The sequence below is a fragment of the Burkholderia sp. 9775_39 genome (assembly GCF_015712225.1).
Taxonomy (GTDB): domain Bacteria; phylum Pseudomonadota; class Gammaproteobacteria; order Burkholderiales; family Burkholderiaceae; genus Burkholderia; species Burkholderia cenocepacia.
Genome location: NZ_JACCQC010000018.1, coordinates 13,239 through 30,364 on the forward strand (window position 1 = coordinate 13,239; position 17,126 = coordinate 30,364).

General features: G+C 67.4%; 17 protein-coding genes. 14 read left to right on the forward strand and 3 right to left on the reverse strand.

Annotation, left to right across the window (positions count from 1 at the left end):
- Positions 1–54: 54 nt before the first annotated feature.
- Positions 55–2,061, reverse strand: coding sequence for a monovalent cation:proton antiporter family protein (locus tag H0X90_RS23195; RefSeq protein WP_006491635.1), 2,007 nt, complete (start codon positions 2,059–2,061; stop codon positions 55–57).
- A gap of 125 nt (positions 2,062–2,186) precedes the next feature.
- On the opposite strand from H0X90_RS23195, the gene kdsD reads away from it, so the two are divergent.
- From kdsD to H0X90_RS23250, 11 genes are all read left to right on the forward strand, one after another.
- Positions 2,187–3,170, forward strand: a complete 984-nt coding sequence (gene kdsD / locus H0X90_RS23200) for an arabinose 5-phosphate isomerase KdsD (protein ID WP_006483136.1) — start codon at positions 2,187–2,189, stop codon at positions 3,168–3,170.
- On the forward strand, positions 3,170–3,706 hold the full coding sequence (locus tag H0X90_RS23205) for an HAD family hydrolase (protein ID WP_006483148.1): 537 nt from the start codon (positions 3,170–3,172) through the stop codon (positions 3,704–3,706). Before kdsD ends, H0X90_RS23205 begins: the two co-directional genes overlap by 1 nt.
- A gap of 3 nt (positions 3,707–3,709) precedes the next feature.
- Entirely contained in the window at positions 3,710–4,324 is a 615-nt protein-coding gene (lptC, locus tag H0X90_RS23210; protein WP_006483145.1) for an LPS export ABC transporter periplasmic protein LptC, read from the forward strand.
- Between the two features lie 20 nt (positions 4,325–4,344).
- The gene (lptA, locus tag H0X90_RS23215; protein ID WP_006483139.1) at positions 4,345–5,010 is read left to right on the forward strand and encodes a lipopolysaccharide transport periplasmic protein LptA; all 666 of its coding nucleotides are present in this window, start codon (positions 4,345–4,347) and stop codon (positions 5,008–5,010) included.
- A complete protein-coding gene (gene lptB, locus H0X90_RS23220) occupies positions 5,007–5,783 on the forward strand; it encodes an LPS export ABC transporter ATP-binding protein (protein ID WP_006483143.1) in 777 nt (258 codons plus the stop codon). Before lptA ends, lptB begins: the two co-directional genes overlap by 4 nt.
- A gap of 172 nt (positions 5,784–5,955) precedes the next feature.
- Positions 5,956–7,461, forward strand: coding sequence for an RNA polymerase factor sigma-54 (locus tag H0X90_RS23225; RefSeq protein WP_006483132.1), 1,506 nt, complete (start codon positions 5,956–5,958; stop codon positions 7,459–7,461).
- Between the two features lie 158 nt (positions 7,462–7,619).
- Positions 7,620–7,979 carry a ribosome-associated translation inhibitor RaiA gene (gene raiA, locus H0X90_RS23230; protein WP_006477786.1) on the forward strand — a complete coding sequence of 120 codons (360 nt, stop codon included), beginning with the start codon at positions 7,620–7,622 and terminating at the stop codon, positions 7,977–7,979.
- Positions 7,980–8,174: 195 nt separating this feature from the next.
- Positions 8,175–8,687, forward strand: coding sequence for a PTS sugar transporter subunit IIA (locus H0X90_RS23235; protein WP_034195643.1), 513 nt, complete (start codon positions 8,175–8,177; stop codon positions 8,685–8,687).
- A 129-nt stretch (positions 8,688–8,816) separates the two neighbouring features.
- On the forward strand, positions 8,817–9,785 hold the full coding sequence (hprK, locus tag H0X90_RS23240; RefSeq protein ID WP_006483133.1) for an HPr(Ser) kinase/phosphatase: 969 nt from the start codon (positions 8,817–8,819) through the stop codon (positions 9,783–9,785).
- 74 nt (positions 9,786–9,859) lie between these two features.
- Positions 9,860–10,768 (forward strand): RNase adapter RapZ, encoded by a 909-nt coding sequence (gene rapZ / locus H0X90_RS23245; protein ID WP_006483144.1) that lies wholly within the window; start codon positions 9,860–9,862, stop codon positions 10,766–10,768.
- A gap of 26 nt (positions 10,769–10,794) precedes the next feature.
- Positions 10,795–11,430: an LON peptidase substrate-binding domain-containing protein gene (locus H0X90_RS23250; RefSeq protein ID WP_006483137.1), complete on the forward strand. Its 636-nt coding sequence runs from the start codon at positions 10,795–10,797 to the stop codon at positions 11,428–11,430.
- A 117-nt stretch (positions 11,431–11,547) separates the two neighbouring features.
- Here H0X90_RS23250 and mutY read toward each other — a convergent pair whose 3' ends face one another.
- Both mutY and mutM read right to left on the reverse strand, forming a co-directional pair.
- Complete coding sequence (mutY, locus tag H0X90_RS23255) at positions 11,548–12,654, reverse strand: A/G-specific adenine glycosylase (RefSeq protein ID WP_048986777.1); 1,107 nt, start codon at positions 12,652–12,654, stop codon at positions 11,548–11,550.
- Positions 12,655–12,678: 24 nt separating this feature from the next.
- Positions 12,679–13,506, reverse strand: coding sequence for a bifunctional DNA-formamidopyrimidine glycosylase/DNA-(apurinic or apyrimidinic site) lyase (mutM, locus tag H0X90_RS23260; RefSeq protein WP_077189739.1), 828 nt, complete (start codon positions 13,504–13,506; stop codon positions 12,679–12,681).
- Positions 13,507–13,753: 247 nt separating this feature from the next.
- On the opposite strand from mutM, the gene H0X90_RS23265 reads away from it, so the two are divergent.
- From H0X90_RS23265 to ispE, 3 genes are read left to right on the forward strand one after another with little or no spacing between them, the layout of a single operon-like run.
- Positions 13,754–15,577: a tetratricopeptide repeat protein gene (locus H0X90_RS23265; protein ID WP_006483151.1), complete on the forward strand. Its 1,824-nt coding sequence runs from the start codon at positions 13,754–13,756 to the stop codon at positions 15,575–15,577.
- The gene (gene lolB / locus H0X90_RS23270; RefSeq protein WP_020979425.1) at positions 15,577–16,197 is read left to right on the forward strand and encodes a lipoprotein insertase outer membrane protein LolB; all 621 of its coding nucleotides are present in this window, start codon (positions 15,577–15,579) and stop codon (positions 16,195–16,197) included. Before H0X90_RS23265 ends, lolB begins: the two co-directional genes overlap by 1 nt.
- A gap of 27 nt (positions 16,198–16,224) precedes the next feature.
- Positions 16,225–17,106, forward strand: a complete 882-nt coding sequence (ispE, locus tag H0X90_RS23275; protein ID WP_077189740.1) for a 4-(cytidine 5'-diphospho)-2-C-methyl-D-erythritol kinase — start codon at positions 16,225–16,227, stop codon at positions 17,104–17,106.
- Positions 17,107–17,126 lie beyond the last annotated feature (20 nt).

The window sequence follows — 17,126 nt, forward strand, 5'->3', positions numbered from 1 at the left end:
CGCGAAGATCGGGCACCGTTTCTGATCAATACGGGTCAGGTTGTGAATCGCGGCTCACGCGGCCGCGGCCGGCGGGTCGCGCCGATGGCGCGACAACCGCTCCTCCGCGAGCGCGAGCGCCTCGGGCAGCCCGCGCAGCACCACGATGTCGCTCGCGCGCAGCTTGGTCTGCGGATCGGGTTCGACGCCGCGGATGCCGTGCCGGCGGATCGCCGTGACTTCCAGCCCGAGCGCGTACAGCCCGAGTTCTTCCAGCGAACGCCCGACCGCGTCCGCGCGCGCATCGACCGGCACCGATTGTAGCCGCACCTGCTCGTGATCGTCGTCGTCCGCGTCGTCGGCGCCGCGGAAATAGCCGCGCAGCAGGCTGTAACGCTCGTCGCGCATCTCCTCGACGCGCCGCACGACCTTGCGCATCGGCACGCCGACCAGCACCAGCGTATGCGACGCCAGCATCAGGCTGCCCTCGACGATCTCCGGAATCACCTCGGTCGCGCCGGCCGCGAGCAGTTTCTCCAGGTCGGCATCGTCCACGGTACGCACGATCGCGGGCAGCGTCGGTTCGAGCTCGTGCACGTGGTGCAGCACGCGCAGCGCGGACGGCGTGTTCGCGTAGGTGATCGCGACGGCCGCCGCCCGGTGGATACCGGCCGCGAGCAGCGACTCGCGGCGCGCCGCGTCGCCGAACACGACCGATTCGCCGGCGGTCGCCGCCGCGCTCACACGATCGGGGTCGAGGTCGAGCGCGACGTACGAAATGCCTTCCTGTTCGAGCATGCGCGCGAGGTTCTGGCCCGCGCGGCCGTAGCCGCAGATGATGACGTGGCCGCGCTGCTTCAGGCTTTGCGTCGCGATCCGCGTCATCTGCAGCGACTGCTGCATCCATTCGGTCGACGACAGCCGCATCACGATGCGGTCGGCGTTCTGGATCAGGAACGGCGCGGCGAGCATCGACAGCAGCATCGACGCGAGGATCGCCTGCAGCAGCGTCGAATCGACGAGATGCCGGTCGAGGATCAGGTTCAGCAGCACGAAGCCGAATTCGCCGGCCTGCGCGAGGCCGATGCCCGTGCGCATCGCGACGCCCGGCGTCGCGCCGAACAGCCGCGCGAGCCCGGCGATCATCGTCGCCTTGAACAGGATCTGCCCGACGAAGAAGCCGAGCACGATCAGCGGATGCTCCCAGATCACGCGCGGATCGAGCAGCATCCCCGTCGTCACGAAGAACAGGCCGAGCAGCACGTCGCGGAACGGCTTGATGTCCTCCTCCACCTGATGGCGGAACGGCGTCTCGGAAATGAGCATCCCGGCGATGAACGCGCCGAGCGCGAGCGACAGCCCGAAGCGGTCGGTGATGAACGCGGCGCCGAGCGTGACGAGCAGCAGGTTCAGCACGAACAGCTCCTGCGAGCGGCGCCGCGCGACGACGTTGAGCCAGCGCGTCATGAAGCGCTGGCCGATGACGAGCAGCAGCGCGAGCGCGATTACGATCTTGACCGCCGCGAAGCCGAGCGTGAGCGCGAGATCCTTCGACGACTCGGCGCCGAACGCGGCGATCACGATCAAGAGCGGCACCACCGCGAGATCCTGGAACAGCAGCACGCCGAAGATGTTGCGGCCGTGCTCGGTCTCGATCTCGAGCCGCTCGGCGAGCATCTTCGACACGATCGCCGTCGACGACATCGCGAGCGCGCCGCCGAGCGCGATACTGCCCTGCCACGTGATGTGCACCCAGCGCTCGAACAGCGCGCCGAGCACGAGCGCGAGCACGAGGGTCGCGACGACCTGCAAGAGGCCGAGTCCGAACACGAGCCGCTGCATCGCCCTCAGCTTCGCGAGCGAGAATTCGAGGCCGATCGAAAACATCAGGAACACCACGCCGAATTCCGCGAGGTGCTCGGCCCGTTCGAGATCCGCCGCGACGCCGAAGGCGTGCGGGCCGACCAGGATGCCGACGGTCAGATAGCCGAGCATCGGCGGCAGGTTCAACGAGCGGAATACGACGACGCCCACCACCGAGGCCAGCAGCAGCAGCAGGGTCATTTCGAGCGGGGAAATCACAGGCGAAGCGTCCTCGTTCGTCGGGGCCACGGCAATGCGGGCGCGGGTGGTGGCGGTGGACAGGCGACCTCGGACGAGTCCGAAGGCGTGGCGCGGCGAACAAACGCCTTTGCTATACTCCGCGCATGATAGCGAAAATCAATGATGATCGGGCGCTCGCGCTCGCCCGCGACGTGCTCGACATCGAGGCGGACGCCGTGCGCGCGCTGCGCGACCAGCTCGACGGCGGCTTCGTCCAGGCCGTGGCGCTGCTGCTCGGCTGCCGCGGCCGCGTCGTGGTCTCCGGGATCGGCAAATCGGGGCATATCGCCCGCAAGATCGCAGCCACGCTGGCCAGCACCGGTACGCCGGCCTTCTTCGTCCACCCTGCCGAGGCCAGCCACGGCGACCTCGGGATGGTCACCTCCGACGACGTCTTCATCGGCATCTCCTATTCCGGCGAGTCGGAAGAACTCGTCGCGATCCTGCCGCTCGTGAAGCGGATCGGCGCGAAGCTGATCGCGATCACGGGCCGCGCGGGGTCGAGCCTCGGCACGCTCGCCGACGTGAACCTGAACGCCGCGGTGTCGAAGGAAGCGTGCCCGCTGAACCTCGCGCCCACCGCGAGCACGACCGCGGCGCTCGCGCTCGGCGACGCGCTCGCCGTCGCCGTGCTGGACGCGCGCGGCTTCGGCTCGGAAGATTTCGCGCGCTCGCATCCGGGCGGCGCGCTCGGCCGGCGCCTGCTCACCTACGTGCGCGACGTGATGCGCTCGGGCGACGACGTCCCGTCCGTCGGGCTGAACGCGACGCTGTCGGACGCGCTGTTCCAGATCACCGCGAAGCGCCTCGGCATGACGGCCGTGGTCGACGCCGACGGCAAGGTCGCCGGCATCTTCACGGACGGCGACCTGCGCCGCGTGCTCGCCCGCGACGGCGATTTCCGCACGCTGCCGATCACCGAAGTCATGACGCGCGACCCGCGCACGATCGCGCCGGATCACCTGGCCGTCGAGGCCGTGGAACTGATGGAGCGCCACCGGATCAACCAGATGCTGGTCGTCGATGCCGACGGCGCGCTGATCGGCGCGCTGAACATGCACGACCTGTTTTCGAAGAAGGTGATCTGATGAGCGCAGCGCTGACTGCGGCCGAACGCGCGAGCCGCGTGAAGCTGATGATTTTCGACGTCGACGGCGTGCTGACCGACGGCGGCCTGCTGTTTACCGCGGCCGGCGACGCGATGAAGTCGTTCAATTCGCTCGACGGCCATGGCGTGAAGCTGCTCGGCGAAGCCGGCATCGCGACCGCGATCATCACGGGCCGCCGCTCGGACATCGTCGCGGCGCGCGCGAAGGAAATGAAGATCGCGCACCTGTTCCAGGGCGTCGAGAACAAGCTCACCGTGTTCGCCGACCTGATCGCGTCGCTCGGCCTGACGGCCGACGCCTGCGGCTACATGGGCGACGACTGGCCCGACCTGCCGGTGATGCTGCGCTGCGGCTTCGCGACGGCCCCCGCGAACGCGCACCCCGAGGTGATCGCCCGCGCGCACTGGGTCGCCGAGGCCCGCGGCGGCCACGGCGCCGTGCGCGAGGTCTGCGATGCGATCCTGCGCGCGCAGCGCCGCTACGACGCGCTGCTCGCCGCCGCCTGCGGAGCCTGACCGATGAGCACGCATTTCCGCTGGACCCAGATGCTGCCGCTCGTCGCGGTCGCCGCGCTCGCGGGCGTCACGTGGTGGCTGCTGCAGGCCACGCTGCCGCCGCCCGGCGAGGGCGCCGTGCAGCCGAAGCGCCATACGCCCGACTATTTCGCCGACAACTTCTCGGTCACCGAGCTCGACCAGACCGGCACGACCCAGTACCGGCTGACGGCCGCGAAGCTGGTCCATTACGAAGACACCGAAGGCAGCGACCTGACCGATCCGGCCATGCGCGCGTTCCAGCCCGGCAAGCCGGTCGTGACGACCACCGCGAAGCGCGGCACCGTCAACGGCGACGTGTCGATCGTCGATTTGTACGACGATGCGCGCATCCTGCGCGCGGCCGGCGGCGGCGATCCGCAGATGCAGGCCGATTCCCAGCATTTCCGGATCTTCGTCAATGACGATGTGATCCAGACCGAAAAGCCGGTTAAACTTCAGCGCGGCCTGTCGCTCGTCAACGCGACCGACGGCATGAAGTACAACAACGTCACCCGGGTCATCGAGCTTTACGGCAACGTGCGCGGCACGATCGCCGCGGCGGACACGTCCGGCGGCTCGAAAGGTCAACCCAGGTGACGCATCCCTCACGTGACTGCATGAACGAACCGTTCCCTCGACAGATTTCCGGCGGCGCTGCGCGCGCCGTCCGCGCCGCGCTCGCCGCGACGCTCGTGGCGCTCCCGCTCGTCGGGCTGGCGCCGCTCGCCCATGCCGAGAAGGCCGACCAGAACAAGCCGATCAACGTCGAGGCCGACAACCTGACCTATGACGATCTGAAGCAGGTCACGGTCGCGACCGGCAACGTCGTGATCACGAAGGGCACGATCATCATCAAGGGCGATCGCGTCGAAGTGCGCCAGGACCCGGAAGGCTATCAGTACGCGACGTCGTTCGGCAGCGGCAAGAAGCACGCGACGTTCCGCCAGAAGCGCGAAGGCCTCGACGAATACATCGACGGCGACGCCGAGCGCATCGACTACGACGGCAAGCAGGATCTCACCACGCTGACCACCGCCGCGACCGTGCGCCGCCTGCAGGGCACGTCGACGGTCGCCGATACCGTGCACGGCAGCGTGATCACGTACGACGGCCAGCGCGACTTCTACACCGCGAAGGGCGGCAAGGACGTCGCGGCGCCGGGCAACCCGAACGGCCGCGTGCGCGCGATGCTGTCGCCGAAGAACGGCGGCCCCGCGCCGCTGAACGGGGCGCCGGCCAAGCTGTCGCCGTCGACCACGATCCAGGGAGCGCCGGGCCAATGAATGCGCTTCCGAACCGCCAGCCGGCCGGCACGACGAGCTCGCTCGTCGTGCGCAACCTGAAGAAGCGCTACGGCTCACGCACGGTCGTCAAGGACGTGTCGCTCGACGTGAAGAGCGGCGAAGTCGTCGGCCTGCTCGGCCCGAACGGCGCCGGCAAGACCACGTCGTTCTACATGATCGTCGGCCTCGTGCCGACGGACGCGGGCGAAATCACGCTGAACGGCAGCTCGATCAGCCTGCTGCCGATCCACAAGCGCGCGTCGCTCGGCCTGTCGTACCTGCCGCAGGAAGCGTCGGTGTTCCGCAAGCTGACCGTCGAGGAAAACATCCGCGCGGTGCTCGAGCTGCAGCACGACGAGGACGGCAAGCGGCTGTCGAAGGACGCGATCTCGTCGCGTACCGAAGCGCTGCTCGACGAGCTGCAGATCGGCCACCTGCGCGAGAACCCCGCGCTGTCGCTGTCGGGCGGCGAACGGCGCCGCGTCGAGATCGCGCGCGCGCTCGCGACCAACCCGAGCTTCATCCTGCTCGACGAACCGTTCGCCGGCGTCGATCCGATCGCGGTGCTCGAGATCCAGAAGATCGTCAAGTTCCTGAAACAGCGCAACATCGGCGTGCTGATCACGGACCACAACGTCCGCGAAACGCTCGGCATCTGCGACCACGCGTACATCATCAGCGACGGTTCGGTGCTGGCCGCCGGCGCGCCGAGCGAAATCATCGAAAACGAAAGCGTGCGCCGCGTGTACCTCGGCGAACACTTCCGCATGTAACGTCCTCCTCGTGGCTGGCTGCACCCCGCCCGGCATCGCCGCGCGGGGCTGCGCCCCGCTTTGCATCCACGCCCGCGGGCATGCCCGCGGCCGGGCGGCGCGCCGCGCGTAATCGCGGATGGCTCAATGCGCCTGGGTCGTGGCAAACTGCCGGTATGACTCCCTCCTTGCCATGAAAGCCAGCCTTCAACTCCGCCTGTCGCAACATCTTGCGCTGACGCCTCAGCTGCAGCAGTCGATCCGGCTCCTGCAGTTGTCGACGCTCGAACTGCAGCAGGAAGTCGCGATGGCCGTCGCGCAGAACCCGCTGCTCGAGAACGACGACGAATGGATCGCGAGCCCGCTGCGCGTCGCGGCGGACGGATCGCTGATCGCGCAGACGCCGCCCGCACAGAACACCGAGCCCGCCGCGACCAACGGCAGCAGCCCGTCCAGCGATCGCGCGGAGCGCGACGAGCCGGCCGGCGCCGACGAATACGACGGCTACGGGTCCGGCGACGGCAACGACGGCCCGCAGTGGAACCTCGACGAATACGGCCGCTCGAGCGGCGCGTCCGACGACGACGACCTGCCGCCGCTGCAGGTGCAGGAAGCCGCGACGTCGCTGCGCGACCACCTCGCCGCGCAGTTGCGCGTCACGCAGGCCGGCCCGCGCGATCGCGCGCTCGTGATGTTCCTGATCGAATCGCTCGACGACGACGGCTACCTGACCGCCACGCTCGACGAAGTGCTCGCCGACCTGCCGCCCGAACTGGAAATCGACTGCGACGAACTGAACGCGGCGCTCGCGCTGCTGCACAGCTTCGACCCGGCCGGCGTCGGCGCGCGCTCGGCGTCCGAATGCCTGAAGCTGCAGCTGCTGCGTCTCGATCCGTCCCCGACGCGCACGCTCGCGCTCGAGATCGTGTCGCAGCACCTCGAACTGCTCGCCGCACGCGACTTCACACGGTTGCGCAAGCACCTGAAGGCGAGCGACGACGCGCTGCGCGACGCGCACGCACTGATCCGCTCGCTGGAGCCGTTCCCCGGCGCCGCATACGGCAAGGCCGAGGCCGACTACGTCGTGCCCGACATCATCGTGAAGAAGGCCGGCCAGGGCTGGCTCGCGGAGCTCAATCCGGAAGTCGTGCCGCGCCTGCGGATCAACAACCTGTACGCGAACATCCTGCGCAACAGCCGCGGCGATCCGTCGGCCGGATCGCTGAAACAGCAGCTCCAGGAAGCGCGCTGGCTGATCAAGAATATCCAGCAGCGATTCGACACGATCCTGCGTGTCGCGCAGGCTATTGTCGAGCGTCAGAAGAATTTCTTTGCGCACGGTGAAATTGCCATGCGCCCCTTGGTTTTGCGGGAAATAGCTGATACGCTGGGCCTACACGAGTCGACTGTCAGCCGTGTGACAACCGGGAAGTACATGCTGACCCCGTTCGGGACGCTTGAATTTAAGTACTTCTTCGGATCTCACGTCTCGACCGACACCGGTGGCGCCGCCTCGTCGACCGCCATCCGAGCCCTCATCAAGCAACTGATAGGAGCTGAAGACCCAAAATCGCCACTTTCGGACAGCCGCATTGCCGAGCTGCTGGCAGAACAGGGTTTCGTGGTCGCGCGCCGCACGGTTGCGAAATATCGCGAAGCCCTCAAGATCCCGGCAGTGAATCTGCGCAAGTCTCTTTAAGCCTGCTGCCTGCCCGGCGGCAGGCGTGTCCCGGCCACCGCGCACACGGGGAACAGGCCGGACGATCTGTCCGCGATACGCCGCTTCGTGCGGCACGGGCAAGTCGACCGGAGCGCCGCCTCGATGCGGCCGGGTGGCCACTCGCTTGGAGAAGCACTATGAACCTGAAGATCAGTGGACATCATCTCGAAGTCACGCCTGCGATTCGCGAATACGTGATCACCAAGCTGGACCGGGTGCTACGGCATAGCGATCAGGTGATCGATGGCACTGTGATCCTCTCGGTCGACAACCACAAGGAAAAGGACAAGCAGCAGCGCGCGGAAATCAACCTGCACCTGAAGGGCAAGGACATCTTCGTCGAAAGCGCGAACGGCAACCTGTATGCCGCGATCGATCTGCTGATCGACAAGCTGGATCGCCAGGTCGTCAAGCACATGGAGCGCCTGCAAACGCACGCGCACGACCCGATCAAGCTTCAGCCGTCGATCGACCAGATCGAGCTGCCGCCGCAATAACCGTCACCGCAACACGCACGCCGCCCGGTTCGCCGGGCGTTTTTTTTGTGACTCCGCGCGAAGGTGCAACCGGTCCGTCCGTGCTGCGCCACGCACGCGGCTGTGCTCTATAATGTTCCGGTTATCGCCGGGGGGCGTTGGATGCGGTAGCTGCGCTGCAGGTTGCCGATGCCACATGCCTTGATATCGCCGAACATGGAAAATCAGTCCGCCGCCGCAAGGAGACCCCAGGCCGCCCAATCGCCTGCCAACATGAATCGCCTAGCCAAAATCCTGCCCATAGAGAACGTCGTCATCGACCTCTCCGTCACCAGCAAGAAACGCGTCTTCGAACAAGCCGGGCTGATGTTCGAGAATCAGAACGGCATCGCCCGCAGCACCGTCACGGACAACCTGTTCGCGCGCGAGCGCCTCGGTTCGACCGGGCTCGGCGAAGGTGTCGCGATTCCGCACGGCCGCATCAAGGGCCTCAAGCACCCGCTCGCCGCGTTCGTCCGCCTCGCCGATGCGATCCCGTTCGAAGCGCCCGACGGCCAGCCGGTCGGCCTCCTGATCTTCCTGCTCGTTCCCGAGCAAGCCACCCAGCAGCACCTCGAGATCCTGTCGGAAATCGCGCAACTGCTGTCCGATCGCGACGCCCGCGAGCGTCTGCACAACGAAACGGATATCGCCGAGTTGCATCGCCTGCTCACTCAGTGGCAACCTTGAGTTGTTCCGGGCGGAATATTTCCCCGTACGAGGCGGCCTACGCCGCCGTCCAGGGCCGCCCGGCGCCGGCCCGGCATGGCGACGTCCGTCGCCGCGCGCCCGCACCGGCCCATTGGAGTGACGAGAGTCATGGATACGTCCAGCATCAACGCCCAGAGCATCTTCGACGACAACGCAGCCACGCTGAAACTGAGCTGGCTGACGGGGCATGAAGGCTGGGAACGCGGCTTTTCGGCCGACACGGTCGGCAACGCCACGTCGAGCGCCGACCTCGTCGGCCACCTGAACCTGATCCACCCGAACCGGATCCAGGTGCTCGGCGAAGCCGAAATCGACTACTACCAGCGCCAGACCGACGAAGACCGTTCGCGCCACATGGCCGAGCTGATCGCGCTCGAACCGCCGTTCCTCGTCGTCGCCGGCGGCGCCGCGGCGCCGCCCGAACTGGTGCTGCGCTGCACGCGCTCGTCCACTCCGCTGTTCACGACGCCGATGTCGGCCGCCGCGGTGATCGACAGCCTGCGGCTCTACATGTCGCGCATCCTCGCGCCGCGCGCGACGCTGCACGGCGTGTTCCTCGACATCCTCGGGATGGGCGTGCTGCTGACCGGCGATTCGGGCCTCGGCAAGAGCGAGCTCGGCCTCGAGCTGATCAGCCGCGGCCACGGCCTCGTCGCCGACGACGCGGTCGATTTCGTCCGTCTTGGCCCCGATTTCGTCGAAGGGCGCTGCCCGCCGTTGCTGCAAAACCTGCTCGAAGTGCGCGGCCTCGGCCTGCTCGACATCAAGACGATCTTCGGCGAAACCGCCGTGCGGCGGAAAATGAAGCTGAAGCTAATCGTTCAGCTCGTGCGGCGCCCCGACGGCGAATTCCAGCGCCTGCCGCTCGAAAGCCAGACCGTCGACGTGCTCGGCTTGCCGATCAGCAAGGTCACGATCCAGGTCGCGGCCGGCCGCAACCTCGCGGTGCTCGTCGAGGCGGCCGTCCGGAACACGATCCTGCAGTTGCGCGGAATCGACACGTTGCGCGATTTCATGGATCGGCAACGACTCGCGATGCAAGATCCCGACAGTCAGTTCCCCGGCAAACTCGTGTAACCCGCACGCGCCGGCCGCGCAACGCCGACGCGTCGAGCCGGTGCTATGATGAAATGTCAGGATTCTCCGTTCCCATGCGCATCGTCCTCATCACCGGCATCTCCGGCTCAGGCAAGTCCGTCGCGCTGAACGCGCTCGAAGACGCAGGCTATTACTGCGTCGACAACCTGCCGCCGCACGTGCTCCCCGAACTCGCCCGCTACCTTGCCCAGGACGGCCAGCGCCGGCTTGCGGTCGCGATCGACGCGCGCTCGAGCGCGTCGCTCGACGAGATGCCCGGCCTGATCCGCGAGCTGTCCCGCGAACACGACGTGCGCGTGCTGTTCCTCAACGCGAGCACCCAGGCGCTGATCCAGCGCTTCTCCGAAACGCGCCGCCGCCATCCGCTGTCCGGCTCGCTGTCGCACGATGCGGATGTCGGCCTGCTGTCGTCGCTCGAGGAAGCGATCGAGCGCGAGCGCGAACTCGTCGCGCCGCTCGCCGAATTCGGCCACCAGATCGATACCAGCACGCTGCGCGCGAACGCGCTGCGCACCTGGGTCAAGCGCTTCATCGAGCAGAAGAACAACGATCTGATGGTGATGTTCGAATCGTTCGGCTTCAAGCGCGGCGTGCCGCTCGACGCCGACCTGATGTTCGACGTGCGCGCGCTGCCGAATCCGTACTACGACCACCAGTTGCGCCCGCTCACCGGGCTCGACCAGCCGGTCATCGCCTTTCTCGACGCACTGCCGATCGTCCATCAGATGATCGACGACATCCATGCGTTCCTGATGAAATGGCTGCCGCACTTCCGCGATGACAACCGCAGCTACCTGACCGTCGCCATCGGCTGCACGGGCGGCCAGCATCGCTCGGTGTTCATCGCGGAAACGCTCGCCGCGCGCCTGGCGCGCGAGGCGAACGTGATCGTGCGGCATCGTGACGCGCCAGTGGATGTCGACGCGTCGTCGCGGCTCGTCTCCGAGGTCGACCGACCCTAGCGACACCCGCCCAACGCCCGCGCGCCATGTCCTCCCTATCGACCACCCTGATCGACCTGCCGTTGTTTCCGCTGCACACGGTGCTGTTTCCCGGAGGCCTGCTCCCGCTCAAGGTGTTCGAGGCGCGCTATCTCGACATGTCCCGCACGTGCCTGCGCGACGACGCCCCGTTCGGCGTGTGCCTGCTCAAGAGCGGGCCCGAAGTCGCGCAGGACGGCGCGGTGTCGGTGCCCGAAACCATCGGCTGCATGGCGCGCATCACCGAGTGCGATACCGGCGAATTCGGGATGCTGTATCTGCAGGCGATCGGCACGCAGCGTTTCGAGCTGCTGTCGTATCGCGTCGAAGGCAACGGGCTGCTGGTCGGCATCGCGGAGCCGCTGCCCGACGACATCCCGCTCGAAGGCGAACAGGCGCTCGCGCAGTTCGGTTCGTGCGCCGAGGTGCTCGAGCGCATCATCGACGCGTTGAAGAAATCCGATCCGGAAAAAATGCCGTTCGGCGAACCGTTCCGCCTCGACGATCCGAGCTGGGTATCGAATCGCCTCGCGGAATTGCTGCCGCTCGACCTGCGCGCGCGACAGAAGCTGATGGAGTTTCCGGACGTCGGTGCGCGCATCGACGCCGTGCACCACGTGCTCGACCGGCACGGCTGGCTGTAAGGCCGGCTTGACTATCGCGGCTGATTCGTCGCGCATCGCACGTCCGAAAGCCTTTCCCACGCGCAGTGGGCCGCCGCCCTGTCGAACGCCGCCCGCGCCGCGCCTTTCCCCGGTTCGTTACAGCAGCGGCCCGCTCAGCGCATCGAGCAGCTTGCGCACGGGCGCCGGCACGCCGTACGCGTCGAGCCGGCTCAGCGGCACCCATGCGGTGTCCGCGTCCCGCGCCTGCGACGGCAGGCCGCCGCCGTCCGCCAAATCGCTCAGCCGCGGCTCGATCTCGAGCCGGAAATGCGTGAACGTATGCGTGAGCGGCGCGAGCGGCACCGTGCGACCGCCACCGAAACCGCGCGCGAGATCCGCGAGCGCGGCATCGCCGTCCGCTTGCGGCAGGCTCCATAGTCCGCCCCAGATGCCGGTCGGCGGCCGGCGCTCGAGCAGCACGGCGTCGCCATCGCGCAGCACGAGCATCCAGGTCTTGCGCGTCGGCACGGCCTTCTTCGGCCGTGCGGCCGGCAGTTCGCGCTGGCGGCCGGTCGATTGCGCGACGCAGTCGCCCGCGAACGGACAGCGCGCGCAATCGGGCTTGCCGCGCACGCACAGCGTCGCGCCCAGATCCATCAGCCCCTGCGTATACGCGCTCACGTCGGCCGCGTTCGCGGCATCGGGCAGCAGCGATTCGGCGAGCGCCCACATGTCGTTCTCGACACGCTTCTCGCCCGGAAAGCCCTCGACGCCGAACACCCGCGCAAGCACGCGCTTCACGTTGCCGTCGAGGATCGTCGCACGCGCACCGTACGCAAACGACGCGATCGCGGCGGCCGTCGAGCGGCCGATGCCCGGCAGTTCGGCCAGCGCGTCGGGCGTCGCCGGAAACGCGCCGCCGTGCTCGGCGACGACGACCTGCGCGCAGCGGTGCAGGTTGCGCGCGCGCGAGTAGTAGCCGAGGCCCGCCCACAACGCCATCACGTCGTCGCTCGGCGCGGCCGCGAGCGCGGCGACGTCCGGGTAGCGATCGAGAAAGCGCGTGTAATACGGAATGACGGTCGATACCTGCGTCTGCTGCAGCATGATTTCCGACAGCCAGATCCGGTACGGATCGCGGGTGTTCTGCCACGGCAGGTCATGGCGGCCGTGCGCGCGCTGCCACGCGACGAGACGCGTGGCGAACGTGCGGTGCAGCGGCGTGGCGGGGAACGGAGCGGGGGCGATGCGGGGCGGCTTCAAGTTATCGAATTGTGGAAAAGGGTTTCAACGCTGGCACGTCGGGCAGTAATAGGTCGACCGCTGGCCCTGCACGATCTGGCGAATCGGCGTGCCGCATACGCGGCACGGCTGGCCGGCGCGATCGTAGACGAAACAGTCGAGCTGGAAGTAGCCGCTTTCGCCGTTGCTGCCGACGAAATCGCGCAACGTGCTGCCGCCGCGCTCGATCGCGTCCGCGAGCGTCGCGCGCACCGCGTCGGCCAGCCGCTCGTAGCGCGGCAGCGAAACCTTGCCGGCGGCCGTCGTCGGCCGGATGCCGGCGCGAAACAGGCTCTCCGACGCGTAGATGTTGCCGACGCCGACGACCATGTCGCCCGCGAGCAGCGCCTGCTTGACCGACACCGTGCGGCCACGCGTGCGCGCATGCAGCAGCGCGCCGGTGAACGCCGGCGAAAACGGCTCGACGCCGAGGCTCGCGAGGAGCGGATGCGCATGCACGTCGCCTGCTTCGCGCGAGTGCCACAGCACGGCGCCGAAGCGGCGCGGATCGCGGAACCGCAGCACGAATTCGTCGAAGATCCAGTCGATGTGGTCGTGCTTCGCGGCGACCGGCACGCCGGCCGCGGGCAGCACGCGCAGCGTGCCCGTCATCCCGAGGTGGACGATGAACCAGCCCGCATCGACCTCGAACAGCAGATATTTGCCGCGGCGCTCGACGGCGAGCACCTCGCGCGCGCGCAACTGCTCGGCGAGCCCCGCCGGCACGGGCCAGCGCAGCATCGCGGTACGGACGTCGACACGCTCGACGCGGCGGCCCGCGACAAAGGGCTCGATGCCCCGGCGCGTGACTTCGACTTCTGGCAACTCTGGCATGTTTTGCGGGTCTGAGGCTACGGTCTACTTACAGAAAGAATGCGCATGGGGCGCCACGAGAACGGCCGTTCTCGCGACGACCCCGAATTAAACACGGGAATGCCCGAAATCGCCCGGCCTGGCAGCACGCGAGGCGGGCGATTTCGGGCATTCGCATGTGGGTTCCACAGGTAAACGGACCCTATCACGATCGTGCGTGTATTGTAGCGAGCGCGTTACAATCGGTTGAAACATCGAACGGATTTCCATGACCCTGCCCTCGAAGCTGCTTCAGAAGCGCCCCGCCGCCGTGCGCGGCGCGCGCGCCTTCCCGGTCCGCCGTGCACTCGGTGCCGCGCTGTTTGCCGCCTGGACCCTCACCGCCTTTCCGGCCCACGCGCAGGATCCGGCCTCGGACGACGCGGAGCCGCAGGGTGCGTTCGAGCATGTGATGCCGGACGAGCAGAAAAATCTCCCCGCTGTGCCGCTGACGAGCCAGATCGTCTATCAGGTGCTCGCCGCCGAGGTCGCGCTTCAGCGCAACCAGCCGGCACCGGCCTACCAGACCTACCTCGCGCTGGCCCGCGACACGCGCGACCCGCGCATGGCGCAGCGCGCGACCGAAATCGCGCTCGGCGCGCAGAGCCCGGCCGACGCACTGTCCGCCGCGAATCTGTGGCGCCAGTACGCACCGGATTCGAACCGGGCATCGCAGGTCGACGCCGCGCTGCTGGTGCTCGCCGGCAAGCCGGCCGATGCGCAGCCGATGCTCGCGCGCGAGCTGGCCCGCGCGACCGGCGACACGCGCGGTCCGGCGATCCTCGCGCTGCAGGCGCTGCTGGTACGCGGCCCCGACCGCGTCGGCGGCCTCGCGGTGCTGAAGGACATGCTGAAGAACGACATGAATCGCCCCGAGGCGCAGCTCGCGATCGCGCGGCAGCAGCTCGCGGTCGACGACAAGGACGGCGCCGCGCAGTCGCTGAAGCAGGCGCTGCAGATCCGCCCCGACTACCTGCCGGCGGCGCTGATGCTGTCGCAGATGGGGCCGGCGGAACGCGCGGCGGGCATCGCGTCGTTCGAGAAATATGTTCAGCAGAATCCGAAGTCCCGCGACGCGCGGCTCGCGCTGTCGCAGCTCTATCTCGCCGACGACCGCCTCGATGACGCGCAGAAGCAGTTCGAGACGATGCGCAAGCTCGACTCGAAGGATCCGACGCCGCTGATGGCGCTCGCGCTGATCAAGATCCAGCAGAAGAAACTCGACGAGGCGACCGGCTACCTGAAGCAGTACGTGCAGCTCGGCGACAAGCAGCCGAACCTCGACGTCGGCCAGGGCTACATCTACCTCGCGCAGATCGCGATCGACCAGAACAACGACGCGCAGGCGTCGCAATGGCTCGACAAGGTCGACCAGACGAGCCAGCACTACCTGCCCGCGCAGATCACGCGCGCACAGCTGCTGCAGAAACAGGGCAAGACCGACGAGGCGCGCAAGGTGCTCGACAACCTGCCGATCACGGATCCGCGCGACGCGGCCGTGGTGGCGCGCACCGATGCGTCGATCCTGTTCACCGCGAAGCGCTATCCGGAAGCGGAGGCGCGGCTCGGGCAGGCCGTCCAGGACTTCCCGGACGATCCCGACCTGCGCTACGACTACGCGATGGCGGCCGAAAAGACCGGCCACTACGCGACGATGGAAAAGCAGTTGCGCGAACTGATCCGCACGCAGCCCGACAACCCGCAGGCCTACAACGCGCTCGGCTATTCGCTCGCCGATCGCAACCAGCGCCTGCCCGAGGCCAGCAAGCTGATCGACAAGGCGATGGCGCTCGCGCCGAACGACGCGTACATCATGGACAGCCTCGGCTGGGTGAAGTACCGGATGGGCGACACGGCCGGCGCGACGAAAGTGCTGCAACGCGCGTACGAATTGCAGCCGAACGCCGAAATCGGCGCGCATCTCGGCGAAGTGCTGTGGAAGAGCGGCGCGCAGGACGACGCGCGCAACGCGTGGCGCGCCGCACAGAAGCTCGAGCCCGACAACGAAACGCTCGTGCAGACGCTGAAACGCCTGCAGATCAACGGCCTCTGATGCGGATGTTCCCGATGTTTTCCCTGTCCTTCCGCACGCAGCGCACGCTGGCCGCGGCCGGCGCGGCGCTCGCGCTCGCCGGCTGCGCGAGCACGCCGCCGCCGGCCGGCACGTCGACGGGCGCCGCACTGCAGACGGCCGCGACGCATGCGTACCATGGCCGCTTCGCGGTGCGGTACGACGATCGGCTCGGCAACCCGCAGAACGTGTACGGCAACTTCGACTGGCAGGAGCACGGCGACGACGTGTCGCTCGAGCTGCGCAGCCCGCTCGGCCAGACGCTCGCGGTCGTGAAATCGACGCCGCGCGCGGCGTCGCTCGAATTGCCGAACCGTCCGACCCAATATGCGCCCGACGTCGGCGACCTGATGCAGAAAACGCTCGGCTTCGAGCTGCCGCTCGCGGGCCTGCGCTACTGGCTGCTGCCGACCGTTGCCCCCGCGACGCCGGCGGAAACCGTGCGCGACCCGGCCGACGGCACGCGCGTCAAGCAGATCCGTCAGGACGGCTGGACGATCGACTACCTTGCCTACGCGGATGCCCCGGCCACGGGCGTCAAACGCGTCAACCTCGTGCGCGCGACGCCGCCGCTCGACATCAAGCTCGTGCTCGATCAGTGAGCACGCGCGCCTAGCCCCGATACCCGCATGACCGATTCGACCCGCTCGCTGCGCAACTGCCTGGCGCCCGCGAAACTCAACCTGTTCCTGCACATCACCGGCCGCCGTCCGAACGGCTATCACGATCTGCAGAGCGTATTCCAGCTGCTGAACTGGGGCGACACGCTGCACTTCGCGCTGCGCGACGACGGCCGCGTCGCACGCGTCACCGACGTGCCCGGCGTGCCCGAAGAAAGCGACCTCGTCGTGCGCGCGGCCAACCTGCTGAAAACGCATACGGGCACCGCGCACGGCGTCGACATCGAGATCGACAAGATCCTGCCGATGGGCGCCGGCCTCGGCGGCGGCAGCTCCGACGCGGCGACGACGCTGCTCGCACTGAACCGCCTGTGGCAACTCGATTTGCCGCGCGCCGAACTTCAATCGCTCGCGGTCAAACTCGGCGCCGACGTGCCGTTTTTTATTTTTGGAAAAAATGCGTTCGCAGAGGGTATCGGAGAAGAATTAGCTGAGGTACAATTGCCGACTCGCTGGTTCTTGGTTGTGACGCCACGCGTTCATGTCCCGACCGCTGAAATATTTTCAGATGAGTTGTTGACAAGAGATACGAAGCCCGTCACAATTGCTGACTTTCTTGCACAGCAAACCAGCGATGCGGGATGGCCAGATAGCTTCGGCCGGAACGATATGCAGGAAGTTGTAACAAGGAAGTACGCGGAAGTTGCGCAGGTGGTCAAATGGTTGTATGATGTGACCCCCGCGAGGATGACCGGCTCCGGAGCAAGCGTGTTTGCAGCGTTTCACAGCAAGCACGAGGCAGAAGCGGCGAAAGCCAAACTGCCCGCCAGTTGGAATAGCGCAGTTGCCGAGAGTCTGAACGAGCATCCGCTCTTCACTTTCGCGTCATGAAGTTTTACTTTGCCGAACGG

Coding starts and splice junctions, on each gene's coding strand:
- kdsD (WP_006483136.1), top strand. CDS start 2,187: ATGATAGCGAAAATCAATGATGATCGGGCGCTCGCGCTCGCCCGCGAC.
- H0X90_RS23205 (WP_006483148.1), top strand. CDS start 3,170: ATGAGCGCAGCGCTGACTGCGGCCGAACGCGCGAGCCGCGTGAAGCTG.
- lptC (WP_006483145.1), top strand. CDS start 3,710: ATGAGCACGCATTTCCGCTGGACCCAGATGCTGCCGCTCGTCGCGGTC.
- lptA (WP_006483139.1), top strand. CDS start 4,345: ATGAACGAACCGTTCCCTCGACAGATTTCCGGCGGCGCTGCGCGCGCC.
- lptB (WP_006483143.1), top strand. CDS start 5,007: ATGAATGCGCTTCCGAACCGCCAGCCGGCCGGCACGACGAGCTCGCTC.
- H0X90_RS23225 (WP_006483132.1), top strand. CDS start 5,956: ATGAAAGCCAGCCTTCAACTCCGCCTGTCGCAACATCTTGCGCTGACG.
- raiA (WP_006477786.1), top strand. CDS start 7,620: ATGAACCTGAAGATCAGTGGACATCATCTCGAAGTCACGCCTGCGATT.
- H0X90_RS23235 (WP_034195643.1), top strand. CDS start 8,175: ATGGAAAATCAGTCCGCCGCCGCAAGGAGACCCCAGGCCGCCCAATCG.
- hprK (WP_006483133.1), top strand. CDS start 8,817: ATGGATACGTCCAGCATCAACGCCCAGAGCATCTTCGACGACAACGCA.
- rapZ (WP_006483144.1), top strand. CDS start 9,860: ATGCGCATCGTCCTCATCACCGGCATCTCCGGCTCAGGCAAGTCCGTC.
- H0X90_RS23250 (WP_006483137.1), top strand. CDS start 10,795: ATGTCCTCCCTATCGACCACCCTGATCGACCTGCCGTTGTTTCCGCTG.
- mutM (WP_077189739.1), bottom strand. CDS start 13,506: ATGCCAGAGTTGCCAGAAGTCGAAGTCACGCGCCGGGGCATCGAGCCC.
- H0X90_RS23265 (WP_006483151.1), top strand. CDS start 13,754: ATGACCCTGCCCTCGAAGCTGCTTCAGAAGCGCCCCGCCGCCGTGCGC.
- lolB (WP_020979425.1), top strand. CDS start 15,577: ATGCGGATGTTCCCGATGTTTTCCCTGTCCTTCCGCACGCAGCGCACG.
- ispE (WP_077189740.1), top strand. CDS start 16,225: ATGACCGATTCGACCCGCTCGCTGCGCAACTGCCTGGCGCCCGCGAAA.